General features: G+C 49.4%; 8 protein-coding genes. 3 read left to right on the top strand and 5 right to left on the bottom strand.

Annotation, left to right across the window (positions count from 1 at the left end; all coding sequences use genetic code 11):
* Nucleotides 1-60: 60 nt before the first annotated feature.
* A complete protein-coding gene (locus OZ401_RS12750) occupies nucleotides 61-1,917 on the top strand; it encodes a DnaJ domain-containing protein (RefSeq protein ID WP_341468622.1) in 1,857 nt (618 codons plus the stop codon).
* A gap of 58 nt (nucleotides 1,918-1,975) precedes the next feature.
* On the opposite strand, the gene OZ401_RS12745 is transcribed toward OZ401_RS12750, so the two are convergent.
* On the bottom strand, nucleotides 1,976-4,522 hold the full coding sequence (locus OZ401_RS12745; protein ID WP_341468621.1) for a penicillin acylase family protein: 2,547 nt from the start codon (nucleotides 4,520-4,522) through the stop codon (nucleotides 1,976-1,978).
* A gap of 24 nt (nucleotides 4,523-4,546) precedes the next feature.
* Nucleotides 4,547-7,537 (bottom strand): hypothetical protein, encoded by a 2,991-nt coding sequence (locus tag OZ401_RS12740; RefSeq protein ID WP_341468620.1) that lies wholly within the window; start codon nucleotides 7,535-7,537, stop codon nucleotides 4,547-4,549.
* 175 nt (nucleotides 7,538-7,712) lie between these two features.
* Between OZ401_RS12740 and OZ401_RS12735 the strand changes: the two genes are divergently transcribed.
* Nucleotides 7,713-8,342: a hypothetical protein gene (locus OZ401_RS12735; RefSeq protein WP_341468619.1), complete on the top strand. Its 630-nt coding sequence runs from the start codon at nucleotides 7,713-7,715 to the stop codon at nucleotides 8,340-8,342.
* Nucleotides 8,343-8,344: 2 nt separating this feature from the next.
* Complete coding sequence (locus OZ401_RS12730; RefSeq protein WP_341468618.1) at nucleotides 8,345-10,018, top strand: ATP-binding protein; 1,674 nt, start codon at nucleotides 8,345-8,347, stop codon at nucleotides 10,016-10,018.
* Nucleotides 10,019-10,069: 51 nt separating this feature from the next.
* Here OZ401_RS12730 and OZ401_RS12725 read toward each other — a convergent pair whose 3' ends face one another.
* The 3 genes from OZ401_RS12725 to OZ401_RS12715 all read right to left on the bottom strand — a co-directional run bounded on the left by OZ401_RS12725 (nucleotide 10,070) and on the right by OZ401_RS12715 (nucleotide 14,485).
* Nucleotides 10,070-10,291 carry an Os1348 family NHLP clan protein gene (locus tag OZ401_RS12725; protein WP_341468617.1) on the bottom strand — a complete coding sequence of 74 codons (222 nt, stop codon included), beginning with the start codon at nucleotides 10,289-10,291 and terminating at the stop codon, nucleotides 10,070-10,072.
* A 173-nt stretch (nucleotides 10,292-10,464) separates the two neighbouring features.
* On the bottom strand, nucleotides 10,465-10,686 hold the full coding sequence (locus OZ401_RS12720; protein ID WP_341468616.1) for an Os1348 family NHLP clan protein: 222 nt from the start codon (nucleotides 10,684-10,686) through the stop codon (nucleotides 10,465-10,467).
* Between the two features lie 112 nt (nucleotides 10,687-10,798).
* Nucleotides 10,799-14,485: a tetratricopeptide repeat protein gene (locus OZ401_RS12715; protein ID WP_341468615.1), complete on the bottom strand. Its 3,687-nt coding sequence runs from the start codon at nucleotides 14,483-14,485 to the stop codon at nucleotides 10,799-10,801.
* Nucleotides 14,486-14,502 lie beyond the last annotated feature (17 nt).

Raw genomic sequence — 14,502 nt, 5'->3', positions numbered from 1 at the left:
GTGCGATTAGTATAACCGTTTTGCGGCAAGCGGACGGTTTTTTTATACGAAACGAGATTAATGGCGGAAGTTCGACGCAGACAACAAATAGATTATTATCGGGTGTTACAGGTTGACCCTGCCGCAGAAACCGAGGTAGTTGAGGCTGCCTATAAAGCGCTGGTCAAGAAATATCACCCCGATCGCAATCGTGCGCCCGAAGCCGAGCAGCGCATGGCGCAGATTAACATGGCTTTTGATGTGTTACGCGACCCTGAAAAGCGGCGCGATTACAACCAGATTCGTGATAGCCTTGACCGCTACAATCGCAATCCGCCTGAGCAAACTGCTCGCCCGCGCCCTACTGAGAAACCGGTTACTACTAATGAGAGTGCCACTAGCCCCAGCACTCAGGAAGAACCACCGCCGCCGCGTACTAAACCACGCCCTAATTATTTCGTAGAGCGAGAGGCGCGAGAGGCATCCCACGGGTTTAACCCTTTGCCTTGGGTTATCGCAGGGATGGTTTTTTTAATCCTGTTGACAGGGTGCCTGTTGTTACTTGAAACAGCATTTGGCAATCCGCTTGCTACCAGCTTTATAACTACAAAAAACCCGAATCTCCCCCAATCCGGTTATCTGGTAATTACCGCGCCTCCCTCCACTGCTACACCTTCTCCGGTGGGGGTGCTTAGTCGCGAAGGTGCTTTAGCTTTCCTGCAAACTCCCGATTCATTTGACCGTCGCGTACTCGACCTGACTATTACTCAGCCTGATACAATGCGGGTTACTATTCGTTTGAGCGAGAAGGGCGGTACGACCAACGCCGAAACCGTTGCCACTTCCAACAAGCCCGACTCGCTTGACCTGTTACGCCAATCCGAACAGACCGCCTATGTGCTAATCTATACTCTTTACCGCCAATACCCAGATTTAAACCGTCTGGTGCTGACCCTGACCGATCCGAAGGATGAAAAGCGGCAGGTTTATCGTGCTGATACCACCCGCAACTCTGCTTTTAGCTTTTTCAACTGGCGGGGCGAAGTGAATCCTCGCCAACAAGTTGTTCAGGACATGGCGCGTTTTGCCGCTGAAGATCGAATGGCATACCATTACGGCGCATCTTTGGATGACCAAACCCATAAGATTATTAGCAACCCTACTCCTGAGAATATTTTGGCAGAAGCAGGTGTATGGGTTCCCTCCGATGGTATTCAGGTAAAGGTAGAGGGTAGTGGCGCTATCAATATCGGCTATCTTATCAACAAAAACGAACAAGAGATGAAAAGCGATTGGGCGAAGATTTTCTATGCGCTCTATACTCGTTTTCCCTATCTTGATCGAATCAGCATAACCAAAGGGGTTGTAGGTACTTCGGGTACTGAAATACGGGTCAGTGAGCGTAGCCTCTTTAACCGGGTTACACAGGCAGGTTGGGCGCAACGCCTTTTCGCTAAAGGTATTGCCGACCCCAAGAGCCTCATAGACAGCCTTCCCAACGACCCTTCCCTCAGCTTTCAGCCGCCCCAGACTATTCAGGTGGAAGTAAAACCCGGTGGTAGCGGGAAAGGCAAGAATTGGGAAATTTCAGACCCCAGCCGCTATCTTCTACAGGCTCGCATTGGTAACCTAACCAGCGAGCGCGGCAAATTCATGCTGCTTAATCTGAAACTAACCAATATTAATACGGTGCGTGATTGGCCCAATGTGTCGCAGTTGTTTACCCTGCTGGATGGGCAGGGCTATTCCTATCGCACCGATGTAATCGCGGCGTTGGCGCAATACCTCACCCCGCCTAGCAACGCTGCTCCCTACGGTTCAATCGAGCCTAGCAAGAGCTTTACTATCTTGCTGGTTTTTGATATTCCCGATAATTCCTCTAACCTGCGCTTGGTAATGCAGGATGATACCTCCACAGTGGTGTTGCCCTTGAATTAAAAAAGAGGCAACCCTCTTCCGGCTACTTCTTTTTGATGCTTTTAATTGATATTCGTGTTTATGCCGGGTTCAGCGTCAACTTGCCCTCGGCATTGTCTAGAATCGCAGCGCGGTTGAACAGATGCGGATGATATGCTCCAGCCAACCATTCCTCTATCAAGTCGCTGTAATGCGGACTCATCGGTGCGCCGCTCTGACCGCTGGTACAACCAAAGCGGGTATTCTCCCAATCGTTCAAGTCTGTGACAAGACGAATGGAACTGGTAGCTCCGTTAAAGCTGAAATTATCGTCACTGCCGTTGTAACCCGCTTGCCACACCGTATCCCAATCACCCCCCAGCGGGTAAGGCCCACGATTGAAAATACGGTTTAGCGGTTTTACCATTCCTAGCGGGTGTACATAGTTGAGCGCATGTAGTTTACCCCATTCCCAATCGTTCATATCATCGCCTAGCTTTTTGCGTAAAAGCTCAATCGCTCGGCTCAAGGCTTCCAATAGCAGGTCGTCCCAACTTTTGCCCATTGGCAGCAAATCGTGGTCATTAGCTTCAATTCTGCCTATTAGGAAGGTAGTAGTAATGCTCTGCAAACTATTGGGGTGCGCTCCCAACGCATCTTTGCTGTTCCCCAAATAGCTTTCGGTAAGGCTGCTGCCCATAATCGGCTCAAAAACCAACCTTCCCAGTTTTTGCAGCGTGGCATGGTAAATGCTTCCGGCTACGCTATGCGCTGTCAATACCCCGTCCCATGTGGCTAGATAGCCGAGTGCGCGTCTTTGCCAGTCGTTCCCTTTGGTGGCATCTGCCTGCAAGAGGCGGCGGGTGAGTCGCAAGCCAGGAAGGCAGAGTTGGTCTTTCTGGAAACGCGCTACATCATCCAGACTGAGCTTTTCGCGGCTATTGATTAGCTGGCGCAAGCGGATGGCGCGGTTCTCTCCAAGATAATCGCTGCCCAGCCAATAGGGATACTCGTTGCCGACCACTTTCTGATTGGTGGTAATAATATAGCCCTGCTCAGGATTGTAGATATGCGGCAATTCCTCAAAGGGGATATAGCCCTGCCAATCATATTCCCCGGTGTTTCCGGGGCTTGGCGCTAAGCCCAACCCTTTGCCCCGAATGGGAATAAGCCCGGTGAACTGGTAGCCTATATTGCCTTCTACATCGGCATAGGCGAAGTTAAAGCAACCCACATCCCAAGTACTCAAAGCTTCCCGGAACTCTTGCCAGTTGGTAGCTTGGTTCAATTTGAGCAGAGTTCTTATCCCTTTTGATGGTTCGTAGATGTTCCACGAAACTGCGAGAGGAGCCTCGATTTTGCCGCCCGCATCGGCAGCAGGAGTCCCGTGTAATTTGAGCGAACTAAGCAACGGACCGTGTACGCTACGGGCGCAATCCATAAAAAAACTGGCTTTACCCTTGATTTTGATCTCTTCCTGCACCACTTCAAACTCACGCCATTCGCCCTTGTATTCATAGCGTTGCGGGTTGGTGGGGTCTATTTTCTCGATAAAGGCATCTTGGGAATCAGACATAGTGTTGGTGATACCCCACGCAATATGGCGGTTATGACCAATGCCAATCAGCGGAATACCCGGAATGCTTGCCCCTGTCACATCTATTTCAGGCGAGTGTAGGTGCATTTCATACCATGTGGAAGGCATCGTAACTGCCATGTGCGGGTCATTGCACAGCATCGGTTTTCCGGTAACAGTTCGGCTGCCACTCACTGCCCAGTTGTTGCTGTTACCCCCGGCAAATGCGCCTATCGTGGACTGCATCTTGCGGTACTCTTCTAGGATAAGCTCGAAATCTAGACCGCTATAATCGGCATCCGGCGGTATAATCAGGGGTGCGCCCGTAACCATCTGGGTAGGTTCAAGTTTGGCGGCACGTTCTGCGCCAAGCTTTTGCACCATCTGCGCCCTGACCAATTCCGAGTCGAGGTTGGTGCTTTGTTGCACTCCGATAATCTTAGCCCATGTCAGGCTGTCAATCGGACTCCAAGGTTCGGGCTTGTAGCGCACCAGCGAAAATTCAAGCGGCAATTTCTTGGTATTCAGATAAGCGTTTACCCCTTCCACGAAACGCTCCAGCACCATTTTTTCTTCGCTATCGCTATCCATATGGGCATAATCATTGTGAGCAGCCCGCCGTAATTGCAAGCGGCGCATCATTTTATCGGCTTCTAGGGTGGCATCCCCAAAGATTTCGGATAATCGCCCGGAAGCCACCCGCCGCTGAAATTCCATTTGCCACATGCGGTCTTGCGCCTGTACAAAGCCCTGCGCAAATGCCAGATCGGACAAGCTTTGCGCGTATAAATGCGGGATGCCCCATTTATCTCGTATCACTTCAACCGGGGATTTCAAGCCAGACAGTTTAAGTTCGCCGTTTATTTTGCTGCTGAAGCGCGTTTTGCTTGCCTGCCACGCGCTGTAACCGACTGCACCTAGTGCACTAGTAGCCAACAACAGGTTGCGAGGCTTGCGTCCGCGTTTGCGAGGCTTACCCTCACTGTTTTCTATAACATCGGTTATATTATTTGAAATGACTTCTGCTACTTTTTGTATATCTTTACGGCTTGAGCTTTTCTGCCCCTTCATAAAGTTCTACTCCTCTGCATACCTTTATTGCTTGCTTTGTACTGCTACTTTTAACAATTTAACTCCCAAACTGCGGCTATCGTTGCCCAGACCGTAGCTACTTGGTTTCCAAGTTTTGTCGGCTACGAGTTGCAAGATTAGTGAGTTCGCACCCGGTTTGCAAGTCAATTGGCTTGCCGGAACGCTTCCCGGTATATCAAGCGTATAGGTTTTAGCGCCCGGTTGCAAGCTTAAAACTCCCAACGCTGACAACTTTTCCAATCTGCCCGGATCCCAATCATAGGGGTCGTTGCTGAGGTAAACCGAGAGATTAAGCGGTGAGAGGCTCGCCGGGCGCGTAATGTCGGGGTCAAGCGTCAGTTCAAGGCGGTAAGGGCGCGTGGGGTCAAGGCATGGTACACGCAATACCCCATCCTGTGTAGTCCAGCGGTAAATTGCACCGTCTTTTTTGGTTTCAAGGCTGGAGAAGCCCATTACCAGTGCCGCGAAATCTTTCTTACCGATTTCCAGTTTCCAGCCTTGCGCTGTATCGGGTGCGCCCGTGCCTACATCATTGACATTGGCATCACTGGTTAGCCTATAGATGCCGTAGGTCAGGGTATTGTCCTGAATATTGTAGGGTTTTTGGGTCTGAAGGCTTTCAAATTGCCGGAAATGTAGCACTACTTCGCTTTCCCATTTAAGGTTATAGCCCTGTGGCGCGAGTCTGCCGCCATCAGGACCTAGCATCGCCTTGACGGTATAGCCCTGCTTTTCCCACTCTGCGATTAATTTGCTGAGAACGTCTCCGGTAGGAGGGGCAGCAGTGAGCAGGAAGGCAGGATGATTAAAGGCGTACGTCAGGATGGTAGCTGATTTGGCATCCGCATCTCGTTCCCCGCTGTAAATAATGATGTCTTTAGGACCAAACTTATCAGCTAAATTTTCCATTTGCTTGAGCAAACTGGGCGCATCAGGTCCTGCCCCATATTCAGAGAGGGTGTAAATGGTGCGGTTGGTATATAGCATGAAGCTTACCAGCCCCACCGCTGAGAGCAACCCTAATGCCAGCCCAATTTTATAACCTGTGCGCTTTTCAGTTGGGTTGCTCGTACTTGCACCGCGCTTAGATTCGGTTACCTCATTGGTGGGTGGCTGCGTGACGGCAAAGGCGATGGTGGCGCTACTTTCTGCCCCTGCCGCTTGCATATATGCTACCTTGCGTCCGAATAAGCGGTTTAACAGTCTTCCTGCTTTATCTGTAAGATTAGGCAGCGTTTCCAGCGCAGCATAGGCAATGAACAGCGAAAAAGCCGGTATAGTCAGGTTTACGTAGCGGCGCAAGCTATAGATATAACCTTCCTGGGTGTAGCTTTCGTCCAGAAAGAAATAGGTAACGCCCAGCGTAAAGGCAAAAAACATCGCACTCCGCCAGTTTAGTTTTCCCGCTAGCATCGCAGTTACCCCGATAATCACCAGCACAATACCAAGCGGAGAGAAATACCAACCCAACCGTAGCAGGTTGCGTTCCGGTCCGAGACTGGTAGGCGCACCGATATAACTCTGCCAATTCACCATGTAATCGAAGGGGTTGCCCTTGCCATCTGTACCGACTCGGTAAACTCGGATGAAGTAATTGAAAATCAGGTAAGCTGCCACTATGAGCGCCAACCCAAGCGAAACCCAGCGCCAGTGCCTTGCCAGCCATCCTTCAAACCGTTGCACTTGTTTTGGAATTGCATTCAGGAAAATGACCACCAACAAACCTATTATGGCTATTGGAATTACTATGGGCAATGCTTTGGTGAAGTTTATAATTACGTGGTGATAGATGCCTTCCCAATAAGCCAGCGCGAAAAGCCAGATATGCAGCACCATGTGTATAAACAGTAGCCCGTATGCGCCCAATAGCCACCAATGCCCCGCATTCCAGCGGCGCGACAAGCGTATCCAGATCAGGTAAGGAATTACCAAGGGCAGGGTGAATAGCGCCTGAGAGGCGTGTGCCAGACATAGAATCCCCAACGCGCTACCCACTACAAAACCACCCAACGCCCTTAACCCGTTATCTTCCTGACCCTTTTCTGCTTGATCCAGTGATACCGGGTTGACCAGTATGGTGAAGGCGTAAATTGCGGCAAATGCCAGAAACTCACCCAACGTTTCCCACAGAGTCTCACGCGCAAACCAAACCTGTATCCCGTTTAACGCCAGCAGCAGAGCGGCTAGCAATGCTACCCATTCGCCTCGCTTACCGGGCAGGATTCTCCGCGCCGTCAGGTACAAGCCGAAAACTGCCATTAGGGCTAAAAATGGATTGACCAGCACCCCACCGTATAAACCGAACAGGCTGACTCCGATTGCTAGAAGGGTAGGATAAAAATGGAAGAATTGTGGAATAACTTTGCCCGTAGTTAATCCTTCCATGTTGTCCATTACGAAATAGCCGTTCATGCGTTGGAAGTCCACAAATAGGAAACGCCCTGCTCCTCCGGGCAAGCCCATCATCAGCACCGGGTAAAGCTTGCTACTCTGGCTGCCGATGGTTTGCAGCAACGGGTCTTGAATCACCAATGCGCCGGTGCGGGCAATATTAACCCCGGTGTTGTAATACACCCCGCTGTCCTGTGCTCCTGCCACTGTTTCATGCGGAGCGAGGAAAAATAGAATGGCTGTACCCACTAACAAAATCGTCAGCAACCACTCTCCAAGCACCGCTTTCTTCCCAAAGCGCGGGATTTGCCAGAGATAGCCTCGCCTCGATAGCCAGTATGCTCCTGCCAGTGACCACAATGCGCCAATTGCCAGCAATGCCCATATCGAGAATATGCCTAATGAAGCCAGCAATAGCCCTACCCACCCGCTAAACATTACACTCAGCGTGATCGAGAGAAAGATTTGCTCACTCGATTTTAGCACTCCCGCACGGGCTTTCCCGAAAGCCAGCATAAGTTGTAGAGTAACCAAACCGGGCGCAAGTATCAGAAACAGCGCGGCTGGTATAGCTAGAAAAAGGGGTAAAGAGATAGCAGACAAAGGTGAAAATAGCCCTCCTGAATTTCCTTTTATAGGAATACGCTGCTGCAAATTATACCACAGCCGCTTGTGCGCGTTCCCAGAGCAAGTTGGGTTGAGGCTGTCCCTTGCTTTTTCCTCTCTCTCGATATGTTATAATCTGCCTAGCACCGTTGTTCTTATTTGGGGAGAAACTATGACCGAGCTTTTTCTGAATAATGCCTCTGGTATCGGCGAAGTGGTGGAAACCAGCCTCACCGGATATACCGCCCAAGCTTATGAGTTGGACAACCCGCCACCCTTTGGCGGTCTGGTACAGGTTAAAGATAAGGGCGGCAATAACCTGATTTATGGTGCGGTGTATCATATTGCGACTGGTGGTATTGACCCCGGCAGACGCGCCTATGCTCGTTCGGTTGAGGGCGAGCCTCGCCAGATAGATGAGCAAGTTTACAACGCTAACCCTCAGCTAACCCGCTTGCTGCGTACCGAATTTGCGGTGGTGGTGTTGGGTTGCCGCAAACTGGAATCTGGCAAAATCACTTATAATTACCCTGACTATCCCCCTCCCTTGCACTATAGCGTGACGCTTTGTAGCGATGACGAATTAATTGATTTTACCAGCAGCGCGCTTTATCTGCGTACCATACTGCAAGCCAGCCAAGCTCCGGTAGAGGAATTGACGGCAGCATTACTGCGACATGGCACAGCAGTACGCGGTTCGAGTGGGCGGCAATGGTTGGTGGATACAGGGCGGCAATTGGCGCGTTTGCTCAAGGAAGATTTTGACAGGCTGCGTACTATTCTGGAAAAATGTGAGAATTAGTTATGTCAAGTAATTTTAAGCGTAAACCTGAAAAATACCTAGGCTTGGTCACGAGCGGTTCGCTTTCTAAAGGTTTGCAGGTGCGTATCCGCAGTTCTGCCCCGCTTGAGCATATTCAGACCGGGCAATTTGTGGCGATTGAGAGCAATGGCGTGCGGTTCTTTGGGATGTTGACCGATGTAGCGTTGGAAGCCACTACCGATAGTATCTTGCTCGATCCACCCGGCGAGGATACTTCCGCGCTGGTGCGTGAAGTGTTGCAGGGCGTTTATACTTACGGTGACGCGCATGTGGACAATCGCCTTGCGCTGTATCAAGGCGATGCTAATCCGCGTCCTGTTCGCAGCATACCAGCCCATTTTACCTCTGTTTACATTGCCGAAGAAACCGACTTTGACGCGGTTTTCGGCAGCGAAGACCTGCTTCAGGGCGGCAAGAATTTCGCTATCGGCAAGCCCTTGGATATGGAAATTGATATTTGCATCGACCTTGAGCGTTTTGTAGAGCGTTCCAACGGTATCTTCGGCAAGAGCGGTACGGGCAAGAGCTTCCTGACTCGTCTTTTGCTGGCAGGGCTTATTCGCGCCGATATTTGCTCGAACCTTATTTTCGATATGCACAATGAATATGGCGAGCAGGCGCAAGCCGAGAATAAGAAATTTGTTAAAGGTTTGCGCGCCCTATTCAGCCAGAAGGTGCAGGTTTGGTCATTAAAGAATACGCGCTTGGGTGGAAGCGGCAGTATAGATGGCGAAATCTTTATCGGCTTGAACCAAATTGAAGTCGAGGATATTTTGCTGCTACAGGACGAACTGAATCTGAACGCTACCGCTTCCGAGTCCGCTTATATCCTCAAAGAAAAATATGGCGATAAGTGGATTGTAGAATTGCTAAACGGCGACCCGGAGCAAATAGCCACCGATAGTAGAGCCAATATCCAATCTGTAAAGGCATTGCGTAACAAACTGCATGCTTTGAAAAATTTGCCTTTCGTAGTTGACCATTCCAGTATAGATTCGGTTAACCAAATCGTGGATAATTTGGCGCGGGGCAAGCATATCGTCATTCAGTTTGGTAAAAGCGATAACATGCTGAGTTACATTCTGGTGGCAAATATCGTTACCCGCATAATCCATGAAAAATACAAAGATAAAGTAGATCAATACCGTCAATCTCAAAAAGCTTCGGACGAACCACGCCGCGTTATGATTACCATCGAAGAAGCGCACAAGTTCCTGACTCCGGCGGTGGCAGGGCAAACCATCTTTGGCACTATCGCCCGTGAAATGCGTAAATATTATGTGACGCTGTTAGTGGTAGATCAGCGCCCTAGTAGTATTGATAGCGAAATTATGTCACAAATCGGCACACGGGTAGTGGCGCTTATCAACGATGAGCGCGATATTGATGCGGTTTTTACCGGAGTAAGCGGTTCAAGCGGTCTAAAAACGGTGCTGGCTTCGCTAGATAGCAAGCAACAAGCGTTGGTGTTGGGACATGCTGCACCGATGCCGGTGGTAATTCGCACCCGCCCCTACGACGAGGCTTTTTACAAACAGATTATTTCAGGTCTGGAATTGGCGCGTAGCACCGTAGCATGGGAAGAGTTAGACCCGGATTCGCAGGAAGAAGCACGCCAAAAAGCTATTGCAGAGGCAAATGATTTATATGGGTAAAAAAAGGACGGGTTATGCGCCCGTCCGAATTTTTTATATTAAAGTCTGTGACTACGGACCTAGGCGAAAGAAACCACGACTGACTCGCTTTTCCAATTCTTCATCGTTAAGTCGGGCTTGTCCTTGGCTGGCTTTAATCATTTCGACTTCTTGCTCAGTCAGATCATAGCCACCGGCTTTGATAGCGCTATCCGGGTTAGACAGTAACAGGCGCAGGAAATCTTTATCATTATTCGCGCGCGCTATCACCGCTTTCATCGCTTCGATAGACATAATTGACCCCTTTCATTTACTCCCCAAACTATGTGGAATATTGCGCCCAATACTCACTAAATTTATTTTAACACCTTTTGATGCGTTTTGTGGATATAAATTCTTCTTATTACAGCTAAGGGCAATTAAATACTTCCTGTCCGTTTTATATTAAATATTATTATAAATACTATTTATGGTCCAAGCCTGAAGAAACCGTAGCTTACCCGCTTTTCGAGTTCTTCATCATTAAATTTGGTATTTCCGCGACTGGCTTTGAGCATATCTATTTCTTCTTGCGATAGATCATAGCCTGCCACTTTTACCGCTTCTTCAGGATTTACCAGCAAGCGGCGTAAGAACTCTTTATCGTTATTTGCCCTTGCTACTACTGCTCTCATCGATTCCATCGACATAGTGTTTATTACCTCCCTTCCTTCAGGTGGGGTTATATTCACCGACGAAACCAACTCTATTACCCCTTAAGAACATTGTAATTCTACTGGTGGCAGGTTGGTATGATTTTCGTCACACGGGTGCCGTTTGCTCAAATTGTTCCAATAGAAGTATCGCCCCATTGTAAGCCGGGCGGGCTTCGCAAGCATCGAATGTAAAACTGGCTTGCATCAAGAAACGCTGCGCTTTTTCGATTTCTTCCTGCTGGCGTTCAGGTTCGATTAGCCCTTCCGATAATTCGTGGAGTATAAGTTCTGCCCAATAGAATTTAGTGTAGCACATTTCTAGATAGGCGCGCATCGGGTCGAGCGTTTCAAGACTTTCATTGTAGTATTGCTCGGCTTCCTTGAATTTGTGTTGGTTGGAAGCCAATCTGCCCATGCGCCGTTTAATCTGTCCTAGCATAACCGGGTCGCCCAATTGCCCCTCGATTATCTTGAGACACTCATCAAAGTATTCGCTACATTTGATGTAGTTGTGGGTTTCCAACTCTAGCATACCCCGATACATGTAATTATTAGCCAACACTTCAGGGTTGGCGCTTTCCATTCCCTTGACATAGGCGCGTTCGAGCCACTCTTCGGCTTCTGCTAAACGCTGGTCAATGATGAGCGCCCAGCCGATGTTGTTGCTGCCCTCCGCCAGTATCGAGGTTGCGCCTATACTCTCTGCCATTTTCAAGCTTTGCTGGAAATATTCCAGCGCGTTTTTCACATTTCCCTGCTGTAAAACTACACGCCCGCAGTTCTGGAGCGCCATTGCTGCCAATACCTGATTGGCGGCGCGTTCAAAGATGCGCCAAGCATCTTGGAAATATTTAAAGGCGGCTACCAATTGCCCCTGACGTTCAGCTACAAAACCCAGATTGCCGATAATGCCGCCGAGGGTTTCCACATCGCCGACCTTTTCAGCATTCGCCCGTGCCTGTTTCAAGTAGTTGGTTGCTTGGGTCAGGTTTCCAATCAGAATCATTACTACCGCAAGGTTTGTGTAAACCCGCGCTACCTGTTGGATATTAGAGGCGCGCTGGTGCATTTCGATGGCGCGTTGCAAATTAACTTCGGCTTGATCCAGTTGCCCAATATCGCTAAAGATTGTACCAAGCATATTGTAAGCTCTACCGGTTTCAACCTGTACGTCACGGTCAGTATCGGGCAAGGATTTGAGAGCTTGCAAGCTTTCTTCGTTTACGCGAAGGGCTGCTTCATGCTTGCCTTGCAGATAATAAATCCAGCCTATCTGGAGTAATAACTTGGCGCGAAGGTGTGTCAGGCGGTTTTCTGGGTCAGGTGCGCCGGATGCTTCTTGGATTTCCCTCTGGGCAATTTCAAAACTCCGCGCGGCTTCCTCAAACTCGCCACGTTTGCCCAAGACTTCAATTATTCTTACCCTTAGGTCTATGCGCTCAAACGGGTTAGCAGATTTTTCCAGCGCTGCCTCATATGCTTGAAGCGCCTCGCTGTAATCCGCTTTCAAGGCGCGAATGTCACCGATATTGCTGTTTATTTCGACCAGTTGCTGCTCTTCACCTGCTTCTGGATTGCGTTTAAGGCGTTCACGGGCTTCATAGAATGCTTTTAGCGCCTCATCATTGCGGTAAAGGGTCTTGCGCATGTGTCCTGCTAGCATAAGATAATGCACCGCTTTTTCATCGCTATCGCTATTTTCATAGTGGTAGGCTAAGTCATCTATTACGGTATAGTCATGGAGGCGGTCAGATTTGAAATGCTCGATAGCGCGTCCTATCTGCTCATGATAGCGACGGCGCTCGGTACCTAGAAGATTGTTGTAAGCCACCTCACGGGTAAGAGAGTGCCGGAAGCCATACTCCGGTTCTGGTTCCTGCCGCTCGGTATATACAAAATCTTCTTGGTGCAAATCGGTAAGCGCTTCTTCTACTTGTATTTGCTGATCGAATAGGTCTTCGGTTGCTAGTAACAAGCGTTGTTCAAAGCGCAAGCCGATAACAGAGGCAACCTGTAGCACGCGCTTATCGCGTCCACCCAGTTTATCTACCCGCGCCAGCAAAATTTCTTGCAAGGTTTCGGGCAACTTGAAATTTTCAAGATCGCCAACAATTTTCCAACTAGCAGTTTCGGTGGGGTCTTGCACAATTTGCTGTGCATCCAGCAAGGCTTTTAGAATTTCTTCGGCAAAGAAGGGGTTACCACCGGCGCGTTCCAATATTTTGACCATCGGACTTGGCAATTCAGGCGGTTCTTCATGCTCAAGGTTTATGGGAGTATCCATATTGCCTAGGCTGGCATCGAGCAATTGGCGCGTTAAAACTTTTATCTGCTCAGGGTTCAGGCTTTCAAGGGCGATTTCTTCATAGCGCTCTTTTGGCACGTTCCATTGCCTGCTAAAATCAGGACGATGTACCAGCAACAGCAGCACCGACATATTATTACTTGAACTGGTAACCTTCTGTACCATCAAATCCAGCACTTCAAGGCTACTGTTATCAGCCCAATGCAAATCATCCAGCACAATAAGGAGCGAATTGCTCTCGGCTTTTTTGAGCAGAAAGTCGCTGATTGCGTCGTTCAATAGTCGGCTACGCAATAGGGGATCTAAGTTATCTACGAAGGAATTCGGGAAATTGATACCAACTGCCCGCCCCAGTAAAGAGGGTATTTCGCCATACTCGCCGTCTTCGTTTTGTTCGCCTTCGCCCATCAATAGATGAATTTGCGCCAGCAGTTTTTCCTGCACTGTTTCTTCATCATCATTATCGTTGATATCGCACATTTTGAAGATGGCGTTGCGCACAAGACTAAACGACTGGGTGTACGAGTAGCTGAAAGCTGCGCCAGAAATATAGCGCACGTCTTGGTAGGTGATGGTGGCGCGCCGTTTAAATTCGCGTAGGAGGCTGGACTTACCTACGCCTGCCTCGCCCATTACCGAAACAACCTGACCTTTGCCCTCTATTGCTTGCAGCAAGCGACTTGCCAGACGCTGCAACTCTGCTTCACGCCCGACCAGTTGCAAATCTTTTCCGGCTAATCCGCGCCGATTGGCTCGCTGCGGTTTAGGTCCGATTACTTCATAAGTACGAACTGGCTCACGCTTGCCTCGAATTTGGCGTTCGCCCGTATCCAAAAATTCAAAGGCGTGTTTTGCCAATTTATATGTTTCTTCGCCAACTAGGATTTTGCCCACGCGCGATTCATGTTCGAGGCGCGAAGAGAGGTTTACCGTGTCACCCATTACAGTATAGGTGCGGTAGCTAACCCCATCTACTTCACCGCCCACTTCGGCAGCGCTAACCCAACCTGTATTTATGCCGATGCGCATTTCCAGCCCCACGCCCTCTTCCTTTTGCAATTTCAGGCTGAAGCGGGAAAGTTGGCGTTGCATCCCTAGCGCCGCATGAATAGCACGTTCAGGGTGATCTTCCAACGCTTCGGGCGCACCAAATCGCGCCATGATGTTATCACCGGCATATTTATCAATACTGCCATCCACTCCCACGATTTCCGCAGTAAGGAGACTGAACACCTCATTCATGATGTTCGTAACCTTTTCCACGTCCATTTTTTCGGTCATAGCAGTATAGCCGTGAACATCCGCAAAGAGGATGGTACAGATACGGCGGTCGTTGGGATAACGCTCTCTTCGATTACCACACTCGATGCAAAACGAGGCTTTTTCGAGCTTGGCAAGGCTGCGCTGGTCGCGCAAGCGTCTCCCGCAACGCCCACAGTAGTTGGCATTATTGGGGTTATCGTTCCGGCAATAATTACAAATTAACATTTTCGCAAATGAAAAAG

Origin of the sequence: Candidatus Chlorohelix allophototropha, assembly GCF_030389965.1 — a bacterium.
In the GTDB taxonomy this organism is placed as follows: Bacteria; Chloroflexota; Chloroflexia; order Chloroheliales; family Chloroheliaceae; genus Chlorohelix; species Chlorohelix allophototropha.
This window is presented reverse-complemented; position numbering and strand designations above follow the sequence as displayed.

Bases quoted from the DNA above. Each gene is read 5' to 3' on its own strand.
- OZ401_RS12725 (WP_341468617.1), bottom strand. From the start codon at position 10,291: ATGTCTATCGAAGCGATGAAAGCGGTGATAGCGCGCGCGAATAATGAT.
- OZ401_RS12735 (WP_341468619.1), top strand. From the start codon at position 7,713: ATGACCGAGCTTTTTCTGAATAATGCCTCTGGTATCGGCGAAGTGGTG.
- OZ401_RS12720 (WP_341468616.1), bottom strand. From the start codon at position 10,686: ATGTCGATGGAATCGATGAGAGCAGTAGTAGCAAGGGCAAATAACGAT.
- OZ401_RS12715 (WP_341468615.1), bottom strand. From the start codon at position 14,485: ATGTTAATTTGTAATTATTGCCGGAACGATAACCCCAATAATGCCAAC.
- OZ401_RS12730 (WP_341468618.1), top strand. From the start codon at position 8,345: ATGTCAAGTAATTTTAAGCGTAAACCTGAAAAATACCTAGGCTTGGTC.
- OZ401_RS12745 (WP_341468621.1), bottom strand. From the start codon at position 4,522: ATGAAGGGGCAGAAAAGCTCAAGCCGTAAAGATATACAAAAAGTAGCA.
- OZ401_RS12750 (WP_341468622.1), top strand. From the start codon at position 61: ATGGCGGAAGTTCGACGCAGACAACAAATAGATTATTATCGGGTGTTA.